Source organism: Streptomyces sp. NPDC004327 (assembly GCF_042873935.1).
GTDB lineage: Bacteria > Actinomycetota > Actinomycetes > Streptomycetales > Streptomycetaceae > Streptomyces.
In genome coordinates this window covers 296,604-313,855 of sequence record NZ_JBIAME010000005.1, presented here as the reverse complement: position 1 = coordinate 313,855, position 17,252 = coordinate 296,604, and the positions used below count along the sequence as shown (strand labels likewise).

The window sequence follows — 17,252 nt, the reverse complement described above, 5'->3', positions numbered from 1 at the left end:
TCCTCCGAGCCAGGTCCCTGATCTCTGAGCCGGGTCGGCCACTTCCGAGTCCGGCCCCTGGCCTCCGTGCCCCGCCCGCCACTTCCCGGCCCGGCCGGCCCGCCTCCTCCGCGTCCGGTCCCTGACCTCCGTGCCCCGCCCGCCACTTCCCGGCCCGGCCCGCCCCTTCGAGCCGAAGCCCCGCTTCCGAGCTCGGTCTCACTCCGCAGAGCCGGGCCCCGCCCGCCCGGCGCGCCCGCCACCCGCCCGGCGCACCCGCCGCCCGCCCGGCGCAGCCTCCCGTCCGCCCCGCGCACCCTCCCCGGCCCAGCGCCCCTCCCACGCCGCACCACTCCACACACCCTCCACAAGGACACACGCACCCATGCATCTCACGAGACGCACCCTCACCCTCGCCCTCGCCCTGCCCGCGACGCTCGCCGCCCTGGTCGGCGCCGCGCCCGCGGGCCGCCCTGCCGCCGCCGACGCCGGTACCGGCCCGCGCGGTCCCAAGCCCACGATCGTCCTGGTCCACGGGGCGTTCGCGGACGCCTCCAGCTGGAGCGGCACGATCCGGCGGCTGCAGCACGCGGGTTACCCCGTGCTGGCGCCCGCCAACCCGCTGCGCGGGCTCGCCGCGGACACCGCCTACCTGCGCGGTGTGCTGGCCTCCGTCGACGGCCCCGTCGTCCTGGTCGGCCACTCCTACGGCGGCGCCGTCATCAGCGGCGCCGCGGCGGGCGACGGCAAGGTGAAGGCCCTCGTGTACATCGCCGCGTTCACGCCGGACAAGGGCGAGAGCGCGGGCGAGCTTGCCGCCAAGTTCCCGGGCTCCACCCTCGGCGACACCGTGAACCCGCGGCCGTACCCGCTGCCCGGCGGTGGCACCGGCACCGAACTCGTCATCGCCCAGGACAGGTTCCACCGGCAGTTCGCCGCCGACGTCCCCGCCGCCGATGCCGCGGTCATGGCCGCGACCCAGCGTCCGGTCGCCACGGCCGCGCTGGAGGAGAAGGCCGGGGAGCCGGCCTGGAAGACGATCCCGTCCTGGGCGCTGGTCGCCACCGCCGACAAGAACATCCCGCCGGCGGCCGAACGGTGGATGGCCCGGCGCGCCCACTCGCAGATCACCGAAGTGGACGCGTCCCATGCAGTGGCCGTCTCCCGTCCGGCCGTGGTCACCCACGTGATCCTCGCCGCCGCGCGGTCGACCCGCTGACGCTCCGACCCGCCCGTCCCGTACACCCTTTCGAAGGAGAACCGCTCATGAAGAACCGTCCGGTCCTCGAAACCGCGGCCCAGGCGTTCGCCGACGCCACCGCCCAGCCGCCGTTCCTCTACGAGATCCCCGTCGCCGACGGCCGCAAGGCCGTGGACGACGTCCAGAGCGGCGAGGGCGTCGCCCTGCCCGACGTCGACGAGGAATGGATCACCGTCCACGGCGGCGCGGCCGGCGACGTCCGCGCCCGGATCGTGCGTCCGCGTGGCGCCACCGGCGCGCTGCCCGTCATCCTCTACATCCACGGCGCGGGCTGGGTCTTCGGCAACGCCCACACCCACGACCGGCTCGTCCGCGAACTCGCCGTCGGCACCGGGGCGGCCGTGGTCTTCCCCGAGTACGACCTGTCGCCCGAGGCCCGCTACCCCGTCGCCATCGAGCAGAACTACTCCGTCGCCCAGTGGGTCGCCCGCGAGGGCCACCACAAGGACCTCGACGGCACCCGGATCGCCGTCGCGGGCGACTCGGTCGGCGGCAACATGAGCGCCGCCCTCACCCTCATGGCCAAGCAGCGCGGCGACGTGACGCTCGTCCAGCAGGTCCTCTTCTACCCGGTCACCGACGCGAGCTTCGACACCGAGTCGTACCACCGGTTCGCCGAGGGCTACTTCCTGCGCCGCGACGCCATGAAGTGGTTCTGGGACCAGTACACGACCGACGAGGCCGAGCGCGCGCAGCCCACCGCCTCCCCGCTGCGCGCCACCACCGAGCAGCTGACCGGCCTGCCGCCGGCCCTGGTCATCACCGCCGAGGCCGACGTCCTGCGCGACGAGGGCGAGGCGTACGCGGCGCGGCTGCGGGCCGCCGGCGTCCCCGTCACCGCGCTGCGCGTCCAGGGCGTCATCCACGACTTCGTCATGCTGAACGCCCTGCGCGAGACGCACGGCGCGGAGCTCGCCATCGGCGTCGCCACCGAGACGCTGCGCAAGGCCCTCGCATGACCGGCGCCTCCACCAGCATGCCGGTCGCGGGCCTCGTGCCCGCCCCCCGGCGGGAGCACGCGCACGCCGACCTCCTCGTCCGCAACGCCAAGGTGTTCACCGGCGACGCCGCCCGCCCCGAGGCCCGGGCCGTCGCGATCCGCGACGGCCGGATCGCGGCCCTCGGCGACGACCACGACCTCGCCCACCTCGTCGGGCCGGGAACGAAGGTCGTCGACGCGCTGGGCCGCCGGGTGATCCCCGGACTCAACGACTCGCACCTGCACGTCATCCGGGGCGGTCTGAACTACGTCCTGGAGCTGCGCTGGGACGGGGTGCGCAGCCTGCGCCACGCCCTGGCCATGCTGCGCGAGCAGGCCGGCCGCACCCCCAGGGGCCAGTGGATCCGCGTCGTCGGCGGCTGGACCGCCGAGCAGTTCGCCGAGCGGCGCATGCCGACCGTCGCCGAGCTGAACGCCGCCGCCCCGGACACCCCGGTCTTCGTGCTGCACCTGTACCAGTCGGCCCTGATGAACCGCGCCGCCGTCCAGGCCGCGGGCTTCACCCGGGAGACCCCCGACCCGCGCGGCGGACAGTTCGTCCGGGGCCGCGACGGCGAACCCAACGGCGTGCTCCTCGCCGCGCCGAGCGCCCTCATCCTCTACTCGACGCTGGCCAAGGCGCCGGCGCTCGACGAGGCCGACAAGCGCACGTCGACGCGGCACTTCCTGCGCGAACTGAACCGCTTCGGGCTCACCTCGGCCGTCGACGCCGCCGGCGGGTTCCAGAACTTCCCCGACAACTACGCGACGGTCGTCGACCTCGCCAGGTCGGGTGAGCTGACCCTGCGGATCGCCTACCACCTCTTCCCGCAGACGGCCGGGCAGGAGCTCGCCGACCTCAAGCGCTGGACGGAGATGGTCAAGCCGGGGGACGGGGACGAGTGGCTCCGGCTGAACGGCGCCGGCGAGAACCTGACCTGGGCCGCCGCCGACTTCGAGAACTTCTCCGAGCCCCGGCCCGAACTCGCCGCGGGCTACGAGGCCGAGTTCGAGAAGGCGGTCCGGCTCCTGCTGGAGAACGGCTGGGGCTTCCGGCTCCACGCCACGTACGACGAGACGATCCGCCGCGACCTGGCCGTCTTCGAGAAGCTCGCGGCCGAGGGGCTGTTCCCCGGCGGCAACCGCTGGCTCTTCGACCACGCGGAGACCGTCTCGGCCGGCAGCCTCGACCGGATCGCGGCGCTCGGCGGCGCCGTCTCCGTCCAGAACCGCATGTCCTTCCAGGGCAGCGCGTTCCGCAGCCGCTACGGCGCGGAGGCCACCGCCCACACCCCGCCGGTCCTGGCCATGCTCGACCGGGGCCTGACCGTCGCCGCCGGAACCGACGCCACCCGCGTCTCCTCGTACAACCCGTGGGTCGCCCTGCACTGGCTGGTGACCGGCCGCACCGTCGGCGGCACCGCGCTCTACCCGGCCGGGAACCTGGTCGACCGGGAGACCGCCCTCGGCCTCTACACCCGGGGCGGAGCGCTGCTCACCGGTGAACAGGACGTCAAGGGAACGCTGCGGGAAGGCTCGTACGGCGACCTCGCGATCCTCTCCGACGACTACCTCACCGTGCCCGAGGACGTCATCCCGGACATCGAGTCCGTCCTCACCGTCGTCGGCGGCCGGATCGTCTACGCGACCGCGGAGTACGAGGGCCTCGACGAGACGGTCCCGCCGGTGAGCCCCGAGTGGAGCCCGGTGGCCCACTTCGGCGGCTACCAGAGCGGCGCACGCCAGGCGTCGCTCGTGGCCGAGGCCGTCGCCGAGTCCGAGCAGCAGCGCCGGTGGCGCGTCGCGCGCGGCTCCCTCCCCGACACCCGGCCGTCGTTCGTCGACCCCTGCTTCGAGCACTGAGAGAGATCCACACGATGAGTACCGCCTCAACCGCCGCCGCCGGCAGCGGCGACGACGCCCCGGCCACCCCGCCGGACCTTCCCCCGGGCCGGCGCTTCGAGCCGGACCTCCGGTCGATGACCCGGATCAACCTGCGCCCCATCGCCTCGCCCATGCCGCTCGGCTTCTTCACGATAGCCATCGCCTCCGTGATGACGGGCTGCCTCCAGCTCGGGCTGTTCGACGAGGCGGCCCGCGGTGCCGTCGCCTTCACCGTGCTGCCGGCCTTCGTCCTCCAGCTCCTGGTGAGCGTCCTGGCGTTCGGGGCCCGTGACGTGATCGCGGCGACGCTGATGGCGGTGTTCGCCGGCAGCTGGCTGCCGTACGCGCTCATCATGCTCAGCGGTGCGCCCGACGGCCTGCGGGTCCTCGGCGTGTTCAACCTGGCGCTGCTGTGCTTCGGGGCCCTGATGACCGCCGTGACCCGGCCCAAGCGCGCGCTGTGGCTCGTCCTCGCGGTCTCCCTGCCCCGCTGGGCCGCCACCGGCCTCTCCGGGATCACCGGCGCCGAATGGCTGACGCGCACCTCCGGTGCGCTCGGCCTCGCCGTGGCCCTCGTCGCGATGTACACGGCGTTCGCCCTGATGCTGGAGGACATGCGCAGCGAGCAGGTGCTGCCCATCGGCCGCAGCGGCCCCGCGCACCTCGCCGTGGAAGGCGACCTGTCCGTACAGCTCCGCAACCTGGAACGCCAGGCAGGCGTGCGCCGCACGCTCTGACCCGCGTCCACCGCCCCCGTAACCCGACCGCACAGGAGCAGACATGAAACCGCAGGTGACGGACCGGCCCGAGAAGTCCCGGTACGAGATCCTCGCCGGAGACGACGGCACCGAGACCGCGGGCTTCGCCGAGTACCACCTCTCGGAGGGCGAGATCGCCTTCATCCACACCGAGATCGACGACCGGTTCGCCGGCCGGGGCCTGGGCGGACTGCTCGCCCGCGCGGCCCTCGACGACGCCCGGACCCGCGGGCTGCGCGTCCTGCCGTACTGCCCCTTCATCAGGGGCTGGATCGGCAAGCACCCCGACTACGCCGACCTGGTGCCCGAGGCGCGGCGCGCCCGCTTCGGCCTCTGACACACCACGCGGGCCGTCCCGGCCCGAGGCCGTGACGGGACCGATCCCGCACGCGGCCCGGGCCACGGGGCACCTATCGAACACTTGAACATCGAACGATTGGTCTATGTCGTGCGAACGGGGTAGCTTTCCGAAACGCCGGCCGGGAAACACGCGGCGGGCGATCGGAGGAAGCACACCCATGAGGTTCGGCGCGAGGCTCGCTCTCGCCGTCATCGCTCTCGCCGTCACCGCCACCGCCTGCGGCACTCCGCAAGGCGGCGGTTCGCGCTCGCACACCACCGCGGACTGCGCGCCCTACGCCCGGTACGGCAAGCACCCCGGCACCCGGGTCACCGTCTACGCGGAGAACCGGGACCGGGAGGCCGACCTGTTCGAGGAGACCTGGGCGGACTTCGGGGCCTGCACCGGAATCGACGTCCAGTACGAGGGCGACGGGGAGTTCGAGGCGCAGATCCAGGTCCGGGTCGACGGCGGGAACGCGCCCGACGTGGCGTTCTTCCCCCAGCCCGGGCTGCTGGAACGCTTCGCGCGGGCAGGGCGGCTGAAGCCCGTGAGCACCGGGGTCGCGGCCCTCGCGAAGCAGGGCTGGTCCGCGGACTGGAACAGCTACGCGACCGTGGACGGCACCCTCTACGGCACGCCGCTGGTCGCGAACGTGAAGTCGTTCGTCTGGTACTCCCCGAAGTTCTTCCGCGACAGGGGACTGGCCGTTCCCCGCACCTGGGCCGAGCTGATGGCCGTGACGGAGAAGATCGCGGCGTCGGGCGTCAAGCCCTGGTGCGCGGGCATCGAGTCCGCCGAGGCGACCGGCTGGCCCGTGACGGACTGGATCGAGGACGTCCTGCTGCGCCAGCAGGGCACGGCCGTCTACGACCAGTGGGTCGCCCACGAGATCCCGTTCAACGATCCGCGGGTGCTCCGGGCCATCGACACCGTCGGGTCCGTCCTCAAGAACGACCGCTACGCCAACGGCGGTTTCGGTCCCGCCCGGTCGATGGCGTCGATCTCCTTCCAGGAGGCCGGCACCCCCGTGCTCTCCGGAAAATGCGCCATGCACCGCCAGGCCTCGTTCTACGCAGGCATGTGGCCGAAGGGCACCGGAATCGGACCGGACAAGGACGTCTACGCCTTCCTCCTGCCGGGGGCCGACCCGGCCAGCCGCCCCGTCCTGGGCGGCGGGGTGTTCACCGCGGCGTTCGCCGACCGCCCCGAGGTGCGGGCGTTCCAGGAGTACCTGGCCTCCGCCGACTTCGCGAACGCGCGCATGAGGAAGGGCCCCTTCGTCTCGGCGAACCGGGGCGTGGATCCGGCGAACGCCGCCACCCCGGTCGACCGGCTCTCGATCCAGCTCCTCCAGGACCCGCGGACGCAGTTCAGGTTCGACGGCTCGGACCTGATGCCGGCCTCGGTCGGCGCCGGAACGTTCTGGAAGGGAGCCGTCGACTGGGTCGGCGGCGCGAGCACCCGGCAGTTCGCCGACTCCGTCGAACGGTCCTGGCCGGGCCGCTGATGCCGTTCGACGCCGTCGCCCAGCAGCCCAAACTGGTGTACCTGCTCCAGGGCGTCGCCGCCTTCGCGGCGGTGGTCGCCCTGGTCCTCCTCGCACTGCACCGGAGGCAGGTGCGCAGGAGGGCCGCGGCCCTGATCCTGCTCGCCCCCGCGCTGCTGCTGCTCACGGCCGGTCTCCTCCTGCCCGCTCTGCGCACCCTGGCGCTGTCGTTCACCGGCAGCGGGGGCGACACCTGGGCCGGCCTCGACAATTACGTGTGGCTGTTCACCGACCACCGGGCCCTGGTGGCGCTGCGCAACACCCTGGCGTGGGCGGTGCTCGTGCCGTTGGCGTCGACCGCGGTCGGCCTGCTCTACGCGGCGGCCGTCGCCCGGTCGCGGTTGCGCACGCTCGCGCTGTCGCTGGTCCTGACGCCGATGGCGATCTCCTTCGTCGGCGCGGGGGTCGTCTGGAAGTTCGTCTACGCCTACCGTCCCCCGGAAGCCGCGCAGATCGGACTGCTGAACCGGCTCGTCGTCGCCTTCGGCGGCGCACCGCGCCAATGGCTCGTGGACTCTCCCTGGAACGTCCTGTTCCTCATCGTGGCGATGGTGTGGACCCAGGCCGGCTTCGCCGCCGTCCTGCTGACCTCCGCGATCAGGGCCGTACCCGCGGAGCTGACCGAGGCGGCCCGGCTCGACGGCGCGTCCCCGCGGCAGATCCTCTGCCGCATCACCGTGCCGTCGATCAGGCCCACGCTGCTCGTCGTGCTCCTCGCCCTGGCGATCGGCACCTTCAAGGCCTTCGACATCGTCAAGACCATGACCGGCGGACAGTTCGACACGGGCGTCCTCGCCCACGAGATGTACGACCAGGCGTTCCGCTACGGCGAGACGGGCCGCGGCGCGGCGCTCGCCGTCCTCCTCTTCGTCCTCGTCACCCCCTTCGTCGCCCACCAGGTCCGGGCGCGCCGGAGGACCCGGTGAACGGCGTACGGGAGCGTCTGACCTCCCGCGCCGTCACGTCGCTCGCCGTGGTGATCGCCTTTCTGTGGACGACACCGACCCTCGGCCTGCTGCTCTCCTCCTTCCGCCCCGAGCAGGACATCAAGACGACCGGCTGGTGGACCGTGTTCGGCGCGCCGCGCCTCACGCTCGACAACTACCGCGAGGTGCTGTCCGGCGGCGGGAACGGGTCGGGGCGGCTCGCCGAGTACTTCGTCAACTCCCTCGTCATCACCCTTCCCTCGGTGCTGTTCCCGCTCGTGCTGGCCTTCCTCGCGGCGTACGCCCTGGCCTGGATCGACTTCCGGGGCCGCGACGCGATCGTCGTCGGCGTCTTCGCGCTCCAGATCGTGCCGCTGCAGATGGCGCTCGTGCCCCTCCTGAAGCTCTTCTCCCAGGGCTGGCTGTTCCTGCCCGCGTGGCAGCTCACCGGTCCCGCGCGCTTCGGCCAGGTCTGGTTCGCGCACACCGTCTTCGCGCTGCCGTTCGCCGTGTTCCTGCTGCACGGCTTCCTGGCCGGGCTGCCCCGCGACCTGATCGAGGCCGCCCGCGTCGACGGCGCGTCGCACGCGACGCTGCTGCTGCGGATCGTGCTGCCGCTCGCCCGCCCCGCCCTCGTCGCCTTCGCCGTCATCCAGTTCGTCTGGGTGTGGAACGACCTCCTGGTGGCCCTGACGCTGTCGGGCGGAACCGCCGAGACCGCGCCGATGACGGTCAGACTGGCGAGCATGGCCGGGACGTACGGCAACGAATGGCAGCGGCTCACCGCGGGCGCCTTCGTGGCGGCCGTCGTCCCGCTGCTCGTCTTCCTCTGCCTCGGGCGGCACTTCGCCCGGGGCCTGCTCGCCGGATCGGTCAAGGGATGAGCGCCGGACCGGGCGCGCGGCCGGCAGCGGGGCTGAGCCGGCCCGGACTGCGGGGCCGCGAAGCCGAGCTGGAGCGGCTGCGCGCCCTGGTCGAGGCGGTGCGCGACGGCGAGGGAGGAGCGGTCGCGCTGCTCCTGGGCGAGCCAGGGATCGGCAAGACCGTCCTGCTGCGGGAGGCCGTCTCGCTCGCGCGCGCCCACGGATTCGTCGTCAGCCACGGACACGCCGAGGAACTCCACGAGCTGGCACCGCTCGCCTCACTGGCCTCGGGCCTCCTGCACGGAGACCCGCCGCTGCTGGCCGGCGCGGACTTCGCGGACCTCGCCGGCCACCACGACCAGCGCATCTGGCTCGTCGAACGGCTGGCCCAGCTGATCGAGGAACGCTCCGCGGGCACGCCCGTGCTGATCGCGGTCGACGACGTCCAATGGGCCGACCCGCTCAGCCGGTTCGCGCTGAGCGTCCTGCCCTCCCGGCTGCTCAGCTCCCCGGTCCTCTGGCTGCTCACCGGCCGGGAGGACCCGGAACTGTACGGGCACGGGCCGCGGCCGGCGACCCTCGCGCTGCGCCCGCTGTCCGGGACGGCCCTGACCGAGCTGGCCCGCGACGTCCTCGGGGCGGACGTGCCGCCGCGGGTCCAGGAGCTCCTCGACGGGGCCGGCGGCAACCCCTTCCTCGCGGCCGAGACGCTCTCGGGCATCGCCGCGTCGGGCACCGACGGACCGCAGCCGCCCGAGCGGCTGGTCCTCGGCGTACGCGGCCGGCTGGCCGATCTGCGGCCGGACACCCTGCACTTCCTGCGGATCGGCTCGGTGCTCGGCCGCGCGTTCTCACTCGCGGACGCCGCCGCCCTGTGCGGCCGGCCCGCCTCCGCACTCGGCGCCGAAGTCGACGAGGCGATCGCCGCCGCACTCCTCCACGACGACGGCGAACGCCTGCTGTTCCGCCACGACCTGCTCCGGCAGGCGGTGTACGCCGACCTCGCCCCCTCCGTGCGCCGGGCGCTGCACCGGGAGGCCGCGAGCCGGCTCGTCGCGGCGGGCCGGAGCTCCGCCGACGCGGTCCCGCACCTGCTCAAGAGCGCCGAACCCGGCGACACCGAGGCGATCGGACTGCTCGGCACGGCCGCCACGGACGTGATCGCCGTGATGCCCGACCTCGCCGCCGACCTGGCCGTCCGCGCGCTGGAACTCGTACCGCCCCACGCGCCCATGGTGTTCGACGTCGGAGAACGCGCCATCGTCGCGCTCACCCGCGCCGGCCGCTACACGCAGGCACGCGACACCGGCGACGTGCTGCTCGCCCGGCGGCCGCCCCTGGACGTCTTCGCCCGTCTGCAGTCCGTCCTCGGCGACACGCTGTGGCACCTCGACGACGTCCACGAGCTGACCCGCCGCTCGACGGCGGCGCTGGCGGCCGTCACCGACCCGGCGATCCGCGCCCGGCTGACCGCCCGCCAGGCCCTGGCCCGCTCCCGCGGGCGCGACCTCGACGCCGCCCGCGAGACCGCCGAACGGGCGCTCGCCGAGGCGGCGCGCTCCGGCGACCGGGAGGCCCGCGTCCTCGCGCTGTGGGGCCTCGGCGAGATCGCCCTCAACGCCGGCGACTGCGCCGCCGCCGTCGAACACCACACGGCGCTCAGCGTGTTCGACGGGGCCTTCCTGCCCGAGGAGGCCGTCGCCCGCATCCACATGGACGACTTCGACACCGTACGGCGCCTGCTCCGCACGGCCGGCGACGCCCCGCTGCGCCCCGCGATGCTGATCTGGGCCCAGGCGACCCTGAACACGGCGCTCGGCCGGCTCGACGACGCGGACGCCGACTTCGTCACCGCCGAGCGGCTCGAAGCCGAGCTCCACGTGCCCGGCAACCTGGTCAACATCCGCGTCAACCGCGGACTCCTCGCGCTGCTGCGCGGCGACCGCGACGCCGCCCGGGAACACCTGGACGTCGTGCGGGCGACCGTCGCCGAACGGCCCAACACGGGCAACCACGCCACGCACCAGTACTTCGAGGCCGTCGTCGCCGACGCCGACGGCGACCACGCGGCGGCGGCCGACCTCGTCCGCTCCGCCCAGCGCGACCACCCCTTCCTGCGGTGGCGGCTCCTGCGCCCCCATGTCGTCCAGGCCGTGCGGATCGCCCTGCGCGGCGGGGACCGGAGGCTCGCCGAGGACCTCGCCGGCCAGGCCGCCGACCACGCCACCCGCAACCCCGACGTGCCGAGCGCCCAAGGGGCGGCCGCCCACGCGTCGGCGCTGCTGAACGACGACGGCGGACTCCTGGAGGTGGCGGCCGGCATCCTCGGCGCCGGTCCACGACCGCTGGCCCTCGCCGCCGCCTCCGCCGACCTCGGGCGCGCGCTGCTGACCTCGGGCGACGCCTCCGCGACGGCCGCCCTGAGCAGGGCGCACGAACTCTACGCCCGGGCCGGGGCCGACGCCGAGGCCGAACGGGTCCGCGCCGACCTCGAACGGGCCACCAGCAGCCCCGGCCGGCGCACCAGAGGCCGGCGGCCACGCGCCGACCAGGGCTGGGACGCGCTCACCGCCTCGGAACGCAAGGTGGCCCGGCTGATCGCCGCCGGTCACACCAACCGGTCGGCGGCGGCGGCCCTCGTCGTCTCCCCGCACACGGTCAACACCCATCTGTCGTCGATCTTCCGCAAGCTCTCGGTGCGCTCCAGGGTCCACCTGGCCCGGATCGTCCTCGCCGAGGACGACGCCGCACCGGCCACCGGCGGCTGAGCGACCTCTGCGCCCCCGTGCAAGGCACGGTGCGCGGTACGGCAACAGCGGGCGCGGGACCGGTCCTAGCGTGACGGGCATGCCGCGCCGCTCGGACGCGCGGACCCGTCATCCCGAATCGAGGAACCCCCCATGCCGTACATCACCGTGGGCCAGGAGAACACCAACCCCGTCGAGCTGTACTTCGAGGACCAGGGAGCCGGGCAGCCGGTCGTCCTCATCCACGGCTTCCCGCTCGACGGCCACTCCTGGGAGCGCCAGAGCGCCGCGCTGCTCGACGCCGGCTACCGCGTGATCACCTACGACCGCCGCGGCTTCGGACGCTCCTCGCAGCCGACCACCGGCTACGACTACGACACCTTCGCCGCCGACCTCAACACGGTGATGGAGACCCTCGACCTGAACGACGCCGTCCTCGTCGGCTTCTCCATGGGCACCGGCGAGGTCGCCCGCTACGTCTCCACGTACGGCTCCGGCCGCGTCGCCAAGGTCGCCTTCCTGGCCTCGCTGGAGCCCTGCCTGCTCAAGAGCGACGACAACCCGGACGGCGTCGCCCCGAAGGAGTTCTTCGACGGAGTCGTCGCCGCCGTCAAGGCCGACCGCTACGCCTACTACACCGCCTTCTTCAACGACTTCTACAACCTCGACGAGAACCTGGGCAGCCGCATCAGCGAGGAGGCCGTCCGCAACAGCTGGGACACCGCCGCCCGCGGCGGCTCCTTCGCCGCCTCCGCCGCGCCGGCGACCTGGTACACCGACTTCCGCGCCGACATCCCCGCCGTCGACGTGCCGGCCCTGATCCTGCACGGCACCGCCGACCGCATCCTGCCGGCCGAGGGCACCGCGCGCCCCTTCCACAAGGCGCTCCCGGCCGCCGACTACGTCGAGGTCGAGGGCGCCCCGCACGGTCTGCTGTGGACCCACGCCGAGGAGGTCAACACCGCCCTCCTCGCCTTCCTGGCGAAGTGACGATCCACCGCTGACCCGCCGGGTGACGCCGGCCCCCCGGCGTCACCCGGGCCCCCGGTTCCCCGGCGCGGGAACCGGACGAGCTCAGGAGAGCAGACACCCCATGCAGTTCGGCATCTTCACCGTCGGGGACGTGACACCCGACCCCACCGACGGCCGCACCCCGAACGAACACGAGCGCATCAAGGCGATGGTCGCGATAGCGCTCAAGGCCGAGGAGGTCGGTCTGGACGTCTTCGCGACCGGCGAGCACCACAACCCGCCGTTCGTGCCGTCGTCACCGACGACCATGCTCGGCTACATCGCCGCGCGCACCGAGAAGCTGATCCTGTCCACGTCCACGACGCTGATCACCACCAACGACCCGGTGAAGATCGCCGAGGACTACGCGATGCTCCAGCACCTCGCCGACGGCCGCGTCGACGTGATGATGGGCCGCGGCAACACCGGCCCGGTCTACCCGTGGTTCGGCCAGGACATCCGCCAGGGCATCAACCTCGCCAAGGAGAACTACGCGCTGCTGCGCCGGCTGTGGCGTGAGGACGTGGTGGACTGGGAGGGCACGTTCCGCACGCCGCTCCAGGCCTTCACCTCGACCCCGCGGCCCCTGGACGGCGTCCCGCCCTTCGTCTGGCACGGCTCCATCAGGTCCCCCGAGATCGCCGAGCAGGCCGCCTTCTACGGCGACGGCTTCTTCCACAACAACATCTTCTGGCCCGCCGACCACACCCGGCGCATGGTCCAGCTCTACCGGCGCCGGTTCGCGCACCACGGTCACGGCCGGCCGGAGGACGCGATCGTCGGCCTCGGCGGCCAGGTCTTCATGCGCAAGAACTCCCAGGACGCCGTACGGGAGTTCCGCCCGTACTTCGACAACGCGCCGGTGTACGGCCACGGCCCGTCCCTGGAGGACTTCACCGAGCAGACCCCGCTGACCGTGGGCTCTCCCCAGCAGGTCATCGAGCGGACCCTGTCCTTCCGCGAGACCGTCGGCGACTACCAGCGCCAGCTGTTCCTGATGGACCACGCGGGCCTGCCCCTGAAGACCGTCCTCGAACAGCTCGACATCCTCGGCGAGGAGGTCGTGCCCGTGCTGCGGCGGGAGTTCGCCAAGGGACGCCCGGCCGACGTGCCGGAGGCGCCCACGCACGCGTCCCGGCGCGCCGCCCGGGAGGTGTCCGCCGCATGAAGCTGACCGTCGTCTCCGCGGGGCTGAGCACCCCCTCCTCCACCCGCCTGCTCGCGGACCGGCTGACCGAGTCGGCCCGCGACGCCCTCGCCGCCCGCGGGCCGGCGGCGACCGAGGTCGTGGAACTGCGCGAACTGGCCGGCGACATCGCCAACCACCTCGTCACCGGATTCCCCCCGCCGCGCCTGAGCGCCGCGATCGACGCGGTGACCGCGGCCGACGGCCTGATCGTCGTGACTCCGGTGTTCGCCGCCTCCTACAGCGGTCTCTTCAAGTCCTTCTTCGACGTGATCGATCCGGACGCCCTCTCCGGGACGCCCGTCCTGATCGCGGCGACCGGCGGCACCGCCCGCCACTCGCTGGCCCTGGAGCACGCCGTACGGCCGCTCTTCGCCTACCTCCGCGCCGTCGTCGTCCCCACCGCCGTGTTCGCGGCCTCCGAGGACTGGGGCTCGGGAGGAGACGAGTACACCGACGGCCTGCCCGGCCGCGTCCGCCGCGCCGGCGCCGAACTCGCCACGCTCATGGCGGCGCGCCCGGCCGGAACGGAGCCCGAGGACGACGTCACCGCCCTCGAACGGCAACTCGCCGACCTGCGCTTCGACTGAGCCGGGCCCCCGGGGCGGGGGCCCGGGCGGGGCGACGGCGCTGTGGCGCGAATGGTCATACTGTTCCGCCGTATGAGCGCGAACCGAGTGACGACAAGGGCCGTACCCTCCCGGTCCGGCGGAGCACGCACCCCGCTGCGCGGCAGGGACGCCGAACTGGCCTTCGTCGAGGCCCGGCTCGACGCGCTCGCCCGGGACGAGGGCGGCATCGTCCGCGTCGGGGGCCCGGCCGGCATCGGCAGGTCCAGGATCCTCGCCGAGGCCGCGGCGGCCGCGCGGAGGCGCGGGTTCCGGGCGTTCGAGGGAGCGGCGGACCCCGACGAACAGTTCGTGCCGCTCGGCCCGCTCCTCGAAGGCGTACTCTCCGGCGACGAACCGCTGGCGGGCGGCCGGCGGCTCCGGGACCTCGCCCGGACACCCGGCCAGCGCTTCTGGCTGCTCCAGGAACTGGGGGAGCGCCTGCGGGAGGCGGCCCGCCGAGGACCCCTGCTCGTCGTCCTCGACGACCTCCAGTGGTGCGACGACCTGACCCTCCTCACCTTCCACACCCTCGCGGCGGGCCTCTCCTCGCACCCGATCCTGTGGCTGGTCGCCGTGCGCGGCGGCAGCGTGCCGTCGGGGGTGCGCATCACCCTGGACCGGATACGGCAGGCGGGCGCGCACGAACTGGTCCTCGGAACGCTGGAGGACGGGGCGGTCGCCCGGATCACCGAGGACGTCCTCGGCGCCCCGCCCGGCCCGGACGTCCTCCGTCTCGCCCGGCGCGCCGAGGGGGTGCCGCAGCTCCTGGTCGAGCTGCTCGGCTCGCTGAGGCAGGAGGCGGTGACCATCGAGAACGGCACCGCCGGGCTGCCGGCCGGACCTCCCGCCCCACGAGAACTCCCCTCGGTCGCGCGCCGCCTCGGCCAGCTGTCCGCCGAGGCCCGGGAGCTGGTGCAGACGGCGGCCGCCGTGGGCGGCCCGGTCACCGTCGCCCTGCTGGCCGAACTGCTCGGCAGGTCCTCGGCGGCGCTCATCACGGCCGTACGGGAATCCCTCGACGCCGATCTGCTCGCCGAGAGCGGAGACCGCCTCGCCTTCCGCCAGGACCTGATCCGCGAGGCCGTGGAAGCCGGCCTTCCCCTGCCGCTGCGCGAGGCCCTGCGCCGTCAGGCCGCCGGGCTGCCGCCGGGAAGCGGGGCTCCTCCCGCCGAACGGCCCGGGCCGGCGGCGGGGACGGCGGGGACGGCGGGGCCACGGGACGCCGCGGAGGCCGACCGGCTGCGCACCGACGCGGCGGAACTCTCCGCCACCGCCCCGGCACGCGCCGCGGAACTCCTCCTCACGGCCCTGGAACTCACCGCGGCGGACGCCCCGGAGCGGCCGCGGATCGTCGCCGAGACGATCCCGCCGCTCTGGCAGACGGGCCGGGCCGACCGGGCGCGCGAGCTGGGCGCCGCCGCCCTGGCGGCCGGCGGCCTCGGACCCGAGGACGAGGCGGGCATACGCCTGGCCCTGGCGCGCCTCGCCGTACCGTTCGACTTCTCCGAGGCGGTCCGGCAGGCCCGCGCCGGGGCGGCACTGCCCTCGGTCTCCGCGACCGCGAAGGGGCGCCTGCTCGCCGTGCTCGCCGTCGGCCTGTCGATGTCGGGCGACCACGAGGCGGCCGAGCGGGTCGCCGCCGACGCCTGGCACACCGCCGCGGCGGCGGGGGACCGCTCCGCCGAGGCCACCCTGACGACGGTCCGCTCGGCCGCGAGCTTCCACCGCATGGACCTGGCCGAGGCGTTCCGCCAGGCCGAACGGTCCGCCGCGCTCGCCGACGCCCTGGGCGTCAGCACCTCGCTGTGGGTGCCGGAGGCCCTGTGGCACGCACTCCTGTCGCACACCACCGGACGCACCGCCGAGGCCCTCGCCGCCACGGAGGAGGGCATCCGGCTCACCGGCGAGCAGGGCCGGACCGCGGCCACCCGGATGTGGCTCATGACCCGCTCCCGCATCCTGCTGGAGGCCGGACGGCTCGCCGAGGCCCGGGCCGACGCCGAAGCCGCGTCCCCGGCGGCCGGCGATCCCGGCCCGGGCAACCTCGCCGACGTCACGCTCCGGTACGTGATGCTGCGCGTCGCCCTCCACACCGACGACCGGCCGACCGCACGCGCCTACGCGGCACAGGCGCGGCGCATGCGCGGCGACGGCGCACCCGTCGTACGGCACTTCGGCTCCTGGATGCTGGCGCTCATGGCCGACTTCGAAGGCCGGCCCGACCGCGCGATGGCCGAACTCGACGAGGTGATGACCTCACCCGCCGCGGACCGCCCGGCCTACGCCGGCCTGGTCGACCCCGCCGACGCCCCGGTGCTCGTCCGGCTGGCGCTGCGCGCCGGCGCGCACGAACGGGCCGCGCAGGCGGTCGCCCAGGCCGAGCGGAGGGCCGCGCTCAATCCGGACCTCACCCTCCTCGCCGCCACCGCCGCGCACGCCCGGGGGCTCCTCGACAACGACCTCGCCCCGCTGCTGCGCGCCGTCCGGCTGTACGAGGACTGCCCCCGGACGCTCGCCCGGGCTTCGGCCCTCGAGGACGCCGGACGCAAGCTGGCGGCCACCCGCAGGGCGGAGGCCGTGCCGTACTTCGAGTCGGCCCTCGCGCTCCACGCGCGAGCGGGCGCCGGGCGGGACGCGGCACGCGTGCGCCGGCGGCTGCGCGCCGCCGGTGTCCGCCGCCGGCCCTCGGCGGCCGGACTCTCCCCCGATTGGCCCGAGTTGACCGCCGGGGAGACACGGGTCGTGCGGCTCGTGGCCCGCGGCCTGACCAACCAGCAGGCGGCCGAGGACCTCTCCCTCTCGCCGCACACCGTGAGTTCACACCTGCGCCGGGCCTTCACCAAGCTGGACATCACCTCGCGCGCGCAGCTGTCCCGGCTCGCGAAGGAGCGCGACAGCGGAGAGTAGTCGCTTCGTATCCCCTGTGGGGGCCGGGGCAATGGACGATTCGTGCGATGTGCCGGCGTCGTCGCTTCCTCAGACTGATCAAGAGCCGCGGAACGGGCATGTCCGCGGGAACCGTCGGTCGAGAGGGGTACGGCGCATGACCGCGAGCCTCCGGCGAGCCCGCCCCGGCCGGACACGGACGACCGCGACCACGTCTGCCCCGGCGTCCACGTCCGCGGGAGCGTCACCGTCGTCCACGAGCGGGCCAGGAC

13 protein-coding genes are annotated in these 17,252 nt (G+C 74.1%); all 13 read left to right on the top strand.

The features are described from left to right. Positions 1 to 364: 364 nt before the first annotated feature. A complete protein-coding gene (locus ACFYU9_RS19165; RefSeq protein ID WP_389207299.1) occupies positions 365 to 1,198 on the top strand; it encodes an alpha/beta fold hydrolase in 834 nt (277 codons plus the stop codon). Between the two features lie 47 nt (positions 1,199 to 1,245). Then, a complete protein-coding gene (locus tag ACFYU9_RS19160; RefSeq protein ID WP_389207297.1) occupies positions 1,246 to 2,199 on the top strand; it encodes an alpha/beta hydrolase in 954 nt (317 codons plus the stop codon). Further along, complete coding sequence (locus ACFYU9_RS19155) at positions 2,196 to 4,082, top strand: amidohydrolase (RefSeq protein WP_389345463.1); 1,887 nt, start codon at positions 2,196 to 2,198, stop codon at positions 4,080 to 4,082. Before ACFYU9_RS19160 ends, ACFYU9_RS19155 begins: the two co-directional genes overlap by 4 nt. A 14-nt stretch (positions 4,083 to 4,096) precedes the next feature. Next, positions 4,097 to 4,840, top strand: coding sequence for a GPR1/FUN34/YaaH family transporter (locus tag ACFYU9_RS19150; protein WP_389207293.1), 744 nt, complete (start codon positions 4,097 to 4,099; stop codon positions 4,838 to 4,840). A gap of 43 nt (positions 4,841 to 4,883) precedes the next feature. Further along, positions 4,884 to 5,198 (top strand): GNAT family N-acetyltransferase, encoded by a 315-nt coding sequence (locus ACFYU9_RS19145; RefSeq protein WP_389345462.1) that lies wholly within the window; start codon positions 4,884 to 4,886, stop codon positions 5,196 to 5,198. Positions 5,199 to 5,379: 181 nt separating this feature from the next. Next, entirely contained in the window at positions 5,380 to 6,711 is a 1,332-nt protein-coding gene (locus ACFYU9_RS19140; protein ID WP_389345461.1) for an ABC transporter substrate-binding protein, read from the top strand. Further along, the gene (locus ACFYU9_RS19135; RefSeq protein WP_389345460.1) at positions 6,711 to 7,676 is read left to right on the top strand and encodes a carbohydrate ABC transporter permease; all 966 of its coding nucleotides are present in this window, start codon (positions 6,711 to 6,713) and stop codon (positions 7,674 to 7,676) included. Before ACFYU9_RS19140 ends, ACFYU9_RS19135 begins: the two co-directional genes overlap by 1 nt. Next, a complete protein-coding gene (locus ACFYU9_RS19130) occupies positions 7,673 to 8,560 on the top strand; it encodes a carbohydrate ABC transporter permease (protein WP_389345459.1) in 888 nt (295 codons plus the stop codon). The genes ACFYU9_RS19135 and ACFYU9_RS19130 overlap by 4 nt, the downstream gene beginning before the upstream one ends. Further along, positions 8,557 to 11,307 (top strand): AAA family ATPase, encoded by a 2,751-nt coding sequence (locus tag ACFYU9_RS19125; protein WP_389345458.1) that lies wholly within the window; start codon positions 8,557 to 8,559, stop codon positions 11,305 to 11,307. The genes ACFYU9_RS19130 and ACFYU9_RS19125 overlap by 4 nt, the downstream gene beginning before the upstream one ends. 132 nt (positions 11,308 to 11,439) lie before the next feature. Beyond that, positions 11,440 to 12,276 (top strand): alpha/beta fold hydrolase, encoded by an 837-nt coding sequence (locus tag ACFYU9_RS19120; RefSeq protein ID WP_389207283.1) that lies wholly within the window; start codon positions 11,440 to 11,442, stop codon positions 12,274 to 12,276. Positions 12,277 to 12,379: 103 nt separating this feature from the next. Then, positions 12,380 to 13,465 (top strand): LLM class flavin-dependent oxidoreductase, encoded by a 1,086-nt coding sequence (locus tag ACFYU9_RS19115; protein ID WP_389345457.1) that lies wholly within the window; start codon positions 12,380 to 12,382, stop codon positions 13,463 to 13,465. Further along, complete coding sequence (locus ACFYU9_RS19110; RefSeq protein ID WP_389345456.1) at positions 13,462 to 14,073, top strand: FMN reductase; 612 nt, start codon at positions 13,462 to 13,464, stop codon at positions 14,071 to 14,073. Before ACFYU9_RS19115 ends, ACFYU9_RS19110 begins: the two co-directional genes overlap by 4 nt. Before the next feature lie 72 nt (positions 14,074 to 14,145). Next, positions 14,146 to 17,001: a helix-turn-helix transcriptional regulator gene (locus tag ACFYU9_RS19105; protein WP_389345455.1), complete on the top strand. Its 2,856-nt coding sequence runs from the start codon at positions 14,146 to 14,148 to the stop codon at positions 16,999 to 17,001. Positions 17,002 to 17,252: the final 251 nt, after the last annotated feature.